Consider the following 6196-nt stretch of genomic DNA (forward strand, 5'->3'; position numbering starts at 1 on the left):
GCTCTGCGTGGGAACGCCTCAACGGACGCTCCGCGTTCGGCTCTGGTTTTTTGGGACGCGGAGCGTCCCTGGCTGCATTCCCATTTGGTATACAGCCACCGAACCTGTAGGAGCGAGCATGCTCGCGATGGTCGTCAACGATAACGCGGGCACCCTGACAACCCGCGGTGCCTGGACGTTCATCGCGAGCATGCTCGCTCCTACAGGGTTATCGGTAAACGCAATAATCAGTGCCCGCGCAGCCACTCGATAAACAGCGCAAACAGTTCCGACTGTGAACCCACTTCCAGCTTCAGGTACAGATTCTTGCGGTGCATGCGCACGGTTTCCGGTGAGATATTCATTTCGCTGGCCGTGGACTTCACCGAATGCCCTCTTAGCACCATGTGCGCCACTTCCCGTTCGCGTTCGGTGAGCACGTCACTGCCGAAATGCTCGAACGCCGACTGCACCCGATACTTCAGATCGTCGCGCACGCCTTGATCATTATTGCACTGGATGGCGCAATTGCGTTGCAGGCCACGCCGGCTGAATTCGCTGACGAATTCACGCACCAGCGGCTCGACGGCACGCAGCAGGTTCAGCTGTTCCACCCGCAGGCATTCACCGCCGAAGCCTTGAAAGAGGCTCACCGAGATCTTCGTGTCGTTGCCGGTATCGACGATGTAGTAACTGTCTTCCGAGCAGTTCGCTTTCAGGTAATAGGTCTTGTAGTAGTCGCTGTCGAAGAAGTTGTCCGGGGCAATGTCTTCCAGGTGATAGAAGCCTTGCGCCAACCCTTGCTCCACCGCCAGGCAGAATGGGTCGAGCAAGTAGCCCCCGGCAAAATAGCGCTCGATGATCGAAGCCTGGTACTCCTGGGCGATCCCGCGCTGATGCAGCAACTGGGGCGCACGGTCCTTGCGCTCCAGGCTGATCATCATCGACTCGATGGACACCAGTTCGCCCAACGCCGCTGCCAGGTATTGCAGGGCGTCGGGCTCGTCGACATGGGCGAATGCCTCGCGCATTCCCCCGTGCCATTTGTGCAGTGCCCCGAAGGGCACCGCGATCAGCGTTTCGTCGTCTGGTTTGCTCATGCCCCGCAGTCTAGCGGGAGAGCGGCCCTGCGGTAAAAGCCTCAATGACGATGTCATTGGCCAAAGTACTGGCCGCTCTGCGAAAGCTCGGCCGCGACTTCGAGAATGCATTCGCGCAGGATCTCGACGATTTCATCGACCTGGGCATAGGTCAGGATCAGCGGTGGCGACATCACGTTCAGGTGCATGATCGGCCGCACCAGCAAGCCCTTGGACTGTGCCCGCACATGGATTTTCTCGCCGATGTTGATCTCGTCGGCGAACAGCGCCTTGGTGCGCTTGTCGAGGACGAACTCCACGCACGCCATCAGTTTCAGGCAGCGAACGTCGCCCACCAGCGGCAGGTCCTTGAGCGTGGCCAGGCGCTGCTCCAGATAGCCGCCGACATCGTCGACATGGGCCAGCAGGTTTTCCCGCTCGATGATCTCGATGTTCTTCAGCGCCGCCGTGCAGCACACCGGATGGCCGCTGTAGGTGAAACCATGGGTAAAGCAACGGCCCTTGCCCGGCTCGGCGATGACTTTCCAGATGCGGTCGGAAAAGATGCACGCGCCCAGCGGCAGATAGGCCGAGGTCAGGCCCTTGGCCGTGGTAATGATGTCGGGCTGAACGTCGAACACATCCTTGGAGGCAAAGAACTTGCCCAGGCGCCCGAACGAAGTCACCACTTCGTCGGCGACGAACAGGATGTCGTAGCGCTGGCAGACTTCCCACATGCGCTTGAGGTAACCCTTGGGCGGAATGATCACCCCGCCCGAGCCCATGACCGGCTCGGCAAAAAAAGCGGCGACCTTGTCCGCGCCAATCGACAGGATCTTTTCTTCAAACTCCCGGACCAGGAACTCAAGGAACTGCGCCTCGTTCATGCCACCCGGCGCCCGATAAGGATTGGGGTTGGAGACGTGGTGAATCAGCGGGTTGGCGTAATCGAACTCCGGCACGCGGTCGGCGGCCTTGTTGCCGATCGACATGGTCAGGGTGGTGGAGCCGTGATAGGCGTTGAACCGGGCAATGATGTGTTTCTTCTCAGGCAGGCCCCGACAGTTCTGGTAGTACTGGACCAGACGGTACGCGGTGTCCACGGCGGTGGAGCCGCCGGTGGTCAGGAACACATGGTCGAGATCGCCGGGCGCCAGGCTGGCGAGCTTTTCGCACAACTCGATGGCGACGTTGTTCGCCATGTCGCAAAACGGGTTCGAATAGGCCAGTTGCCGCACCTGATCGGCGATGGCCTGGGCCATTTCTTCGCGGCCAAGGCCAATGTTGGTGCACCACATGCCGCCGACGGCATCGAGAAATCGATCGCCCTGGGTGTCGTAGATGTAGGCGCCGTCGCCTGCCACGATGTTCAGCGAGCCTTGCTCGGCATGCTCGTCGAATACGTGGTAGCCGTGCATGTGATGGGCTTTGTCGGCCTTGACCAGTGCGGCCTCTTGCGCAGGCGAAAATGCGATGCGTGTTGGAGTCGCCATAAATGAACCTCTAACCAAATGGACAAACGATCAATTAACGTCGGGTAACGCAGTCTCAGATCCCGCTTTTCACCGTGCTCCAGACCCGGGTGATGGCGCGCATGTCTTTGGCGTCCTGGGTCTTCTGTGCAAACAGTCGCTGGCGAATGTCTGCGTCGGGATAAATCGCCGGGTTGTCACGCACGCTGGCATTGAGCAGTGGCGTGGCCGCCGCGTTGCTGTTGGCGTAATTGATGAAATCACTCACGTCAGCCATCACCTGCGGTTGCAGCAGGTATTCGAGGAACTTGTGGGCATTGGCCACGTGCGGGGCGTCGGCCGGGATGTACATGTTGTCGAACCAGATCAGCGAGCCTTCCTTGGGAATGAAATAGGCCAGGTTGATCTTCAGCTTGGCTTCTTCGGCGCGGGCCATGGCCGTGGCGTAGTCGCCGGACCAGGTCATGGCCATGCACACATCGCCATTGGGCAGGCTGGTCAGGTAATTGACCGAGTCGAACTTGCGAATGTACGGCCTGACCGCCAGCAGCACATCCTGGGCGGCTTTCAAGTCTTCGGGTGATGCACTGCGCGGGTCGCGTCCCAGATACTTGAGCGCCATGGGAATGACTTCGGTCGGCGCATCGAGCAGGGTCACGCCGCAGTCGGCAAAACGCGAGACGATCTTGGGATCGAAGATCATTGCCAGCGAGCCGATCGGCGCGTCCGGCATGCGTTCCTTGATCTTGTCGACGTTGTAGGTGACGCCGTTGCTGCCCCAGGTGTAGGGCGCGGAGTAGTTGATGCCCGGATCGAACCCCTGCATGTCCTGCAGGACTTTCGGATCAAGGTTGCTCCAGCCCGGCAGCAACTTCTTGTCCAGCGGCTGGAACACCTTGGCCTTGATCAAGGGCGGTGCCAGCGAGGCATTCAATACGATCAGGTCATAACCGGAATGGCCGGTGAGCAACTTGGCCTGCACCGTTTCATACGCGTCGAAGGTGTCGTAGATGACTTTGATGCCGGTGGCCTTTTCAAAGTTGGCCAGGGTCTTTTCGCCGATGTAATCCGCCCAGTTGTAGAGCCGCAGGGTATTGCTGTCGTTTACCTCGGCGGCGTAGGCATTGAGGGTCAGCGGTACAACAAACAGACTGGAAATCACCTTAAGCAGCGTCTTGCCCATAGCAAATGCACCTTGTCAGCGAGTTCGGCTCTGGATGAGCGGATGAACCTACTATTGGCGGATTCATTGGGTGACGCCATACCCCGAATGGGTGTGTCGCGCTGCCGGAACGGGGAAAAATGGCAAAAAGCATCACCCCGGTTGACCCGTTTTGTCATAGCTCCGAAGTTTGTCCGGCGCTTAAAGTGACCGCCAAACCCGTGCAGCCAGAGTCATCCATGAACGACCTGATCAAACAAGCACAAGACGATGGCGTACTGACGCTGACCATCGACCGCCCCGACAAGCTCAACGCCCTGACCAACGCCATGTACACGCGGCTGGCCGACCTGTTGTTCGCGGCCGACGAAGACGACGCCGTGCAGGCGATCATCCTGACCGGCGGCCCGAACTGTTTCACCAGCGGCAACGACCTGGTGGACTTCCTGCAGGATCCGCCCACGCACCTGGACAGCCCGGCATTCCGCCTGATGCGCGCCGTGACCCATTTGCAAAAGCCGTTGATCGCTGCGGTATGCGGCGCTGCCATTGGTATCGGCACCACCGTGCTGTTGCATTGCGATCAGGTAGTGGTCACCCGCAACGCCAAGTTGCGCATGCCGTTCGTCAACATCGGCCTGTGCCCGGAATTCGGTGCCAGCCTGCTATTGCCGCGCCTGCTCGGTCAGGCCCGCGCCGCGCGTCTGCTGTTGTTGGGCGAAGGCCTGACCGGTAGCGAGGCCGTGACGTGGGGATTGGCCAACGAAGCCTTCGACGACGGGGAGCAATGCCTGGACGCTGCCCGGCAAATCGCCCGGCGTTTTCTGGCAATGCCGCAGCAAGCGTTGCGCCAATCCCGGCAATTGCTGAAGCAGCGCGGCATGGCCGAACTGCAGGCCACCCTGCGCGAAGAGAACACCTTGTTCATTGAGCGCCTGAACACCGCCGAGGCGAAAACGGCCTTGAACGCCCTGCTCAATCGCAGTACAGATAAGAATCCACCGAAAGGAACCCAGCCATGAACACTCCTGAAATCTACGTCGTCAGCGCCGCCCGTACCGCCATCGGTACGTTCGGTGGCTCGCTCAAGGACGTGCCCCTGGCCGACCTGGCAACCACCGCCGTCAAGGCCGCACTGGAGCGCGCCGCCGTCGACCCGGCACTCGTCGGTCATCTGGTGATGGGCAACGTCATCCCCACCGAAACCCGCGATGCCTACATCTCCCGCGTGGCCGCCATGAACGCCGGCATCCCCAAGGAAACCCCGGCCTACAACGTCAACCGCCTGTGCGGTTCGGGCCTGCAAGCCATCGTCAGCGCCGCGCAAACGCTGCTGCTGGGCGATGCCGAAATCGCCATCGGCGCCGGTGCCGAATCCATGAGCCGCGGCCCGTACCTGCTGCCGTCGGCCCGTTGGGGCTCGCGCATGGGCAACGTCCAGGCCGTGGACTACATGCTGGGCATCCTGCATGACCCGTTCCAGAACTTCCACATGGGTATCACCGCCGAGAACGTCGCCGAACGCAACGGCATCACCCGTGAAATGCAGGACGCCCTGGCCCTGGAAGACCAGAAGCGCGCCGCCCATGCGATTGCCAACGGCTACTTCACCGAACAGATCGCGACCGTGGAAATCCGGGATCGCAAAGGCACCAAGCTGTTCAACGTCGACGAGCACCCGCGCAGCACGTCGCTTGAACAACTGGCGGGCATGAAACCGGCCTTCAAGAAGGACGGCTCGGTCACCGCCGGCAACGCCTCGGGCCTGAACGACGGCGCCGCCGCGCTGGTCATGGCCACCGGCAACGCTGTACAGGTCAACAACCTGCGCCCATTGGCCCGCCTGGTCAGCTACGCCCACGCCGGCCTGGAACCTGAACTGATGGGCCTGGGCCCGGTCCCGGCCACGCGCCTGGCGCTCAAGCGCGCCGGCCTGACCATCGCCGACCTGGACGTGATCGAAGCCAACATCGCCTTCGCCGCCCAGGCCTGCGCCGTCAGCCAGGAACTGGACCTGGACCCGGCCAAGGTCAACCCGAACGGCTCCGGCATCGCCCTGGGCCACCCGGTCGGCGCCACCGGCGCAATCATCGCCACCAAAGCCATCCACGAACTGCACCGCACTGGGGGGCGTTATGCGCTGGTGACCATGTGCATTGGTGGTGGTCAGGGGATTGCGGCGATTTTTGAACGCGCCTGATAGCCCTGAGTACGCCCTCGCTGGCAAGCCTGGCTCCTACGGATTTTCGGGACACCACAAAATAGCGGCGTGTCGCGAGCCTGTGGGAGCGAGCCTGCTCGCGATGGCGGCCTCATGTCATGCGCGCCAATGCAAACGCCATCGCCCGTAGGAGCGTGGCTTGCCCGCGAAGGCAGCCTCACGTCATGCAGTGCCATTGAAAACGCCTTCGCCGGCAAGCCTGGCTCCTACGTTTTTTTGGGGGGAGCCACAAATTAGCGGCGTGTCGTAAGTCTGTGGGAGCTGGCTTACCAGCGATGGCGAC

At 61.3% G+C, this 6196-nt stretch carries 5 protein-coding genes; 2 read left to right on the plus strand and 3 right to left on the minus strand.

The window, feature by feature from the left end; genetic code table 11:
• Positions 1 to 227: 227 nt before the first annotated feature.
• From ACQKP2_RS14670 to ACQKP2_RS14680, 3 genes are read right to left on the minus strand one after another with little or no spacing between them, the layout of a single operon-like run.
• Positions 228 to 1136: a helix-turn-helix domain-containing protein gene (locus ACQKP2_RS14670; protein ID WP_427577378.1), complete on the minus strand. Its 909-nt coding sequence runs from the start codon at positions 1134 to 1136 to the stop codon at positions 228 to 230.
• Positions 1133 to 2551 carry an aminotransferase gene (locus tag ACQKP2_RS14675; protein ID WP_427577380.1) on the minus strand — a complete coding sequence of 473 codons (1419 nt, stop codon included), beginning with the start codon at positions 2549 to 2551 and terminating at the stop codon, positions 1133 to 1135. The genes ACQKP2_RS14670 and ACQKP2_RS14675 overlap by 4 nt, the downstream gene beginning before the upstream one ends.
• Positions 2552 to 2606: 55 nt before the next feature.
• A complete protein-coding gene (locus ACQKP2_RS14680) occupies positions 2607 to 3713 on the minus strand; it encodes a polyamine ABC transporter substrate-binding protein (RefSeq protein WP_427577382.1) in 1107 nt (368 codons plus the stop codon).
• 218 nt (positions 3714 to 3931) lie between these two features.
• Here ACQKP2_RS14680 and ACQKP2_RS14685 point away from each other — a divergent pair, with 218 nt between their 5' ends.
• Entirely contained in the window at positions 3932 to 4714 is a 783-nt protein-coding gene (locus ACQKP2_RS14685; protein WP_427577383.1) for an enoyl-CoA hydratase-related protein, read from the plus strand.
• A complete protein-coding gene (locus ACQKP2_RS14690) occupies positions 4711 to 5892 on the plus strand; it encodes an acetyl-CoA C-acyltransferase family protein (protein ID WP_427577384.1) in 1182 nt (393 codons plus the stop codon). The genes ACQKP2_RS14685 and ACQKP2_RS14690 overlap by 4 nt, the downstream gene beginning before the upstream one ends.
• Positions 5893 to 6196: the final 304 nt, after the last annotated feature.

Source organism: Pseudomonas sp. NPDC089569, assembly GCF_050280625.1.
Lineage (GTDB): Bacteria > Pseudomonadota > Gammaproteobacteria > Pseudomonadales > Pseudomonadaceae > Aquipseudomonas.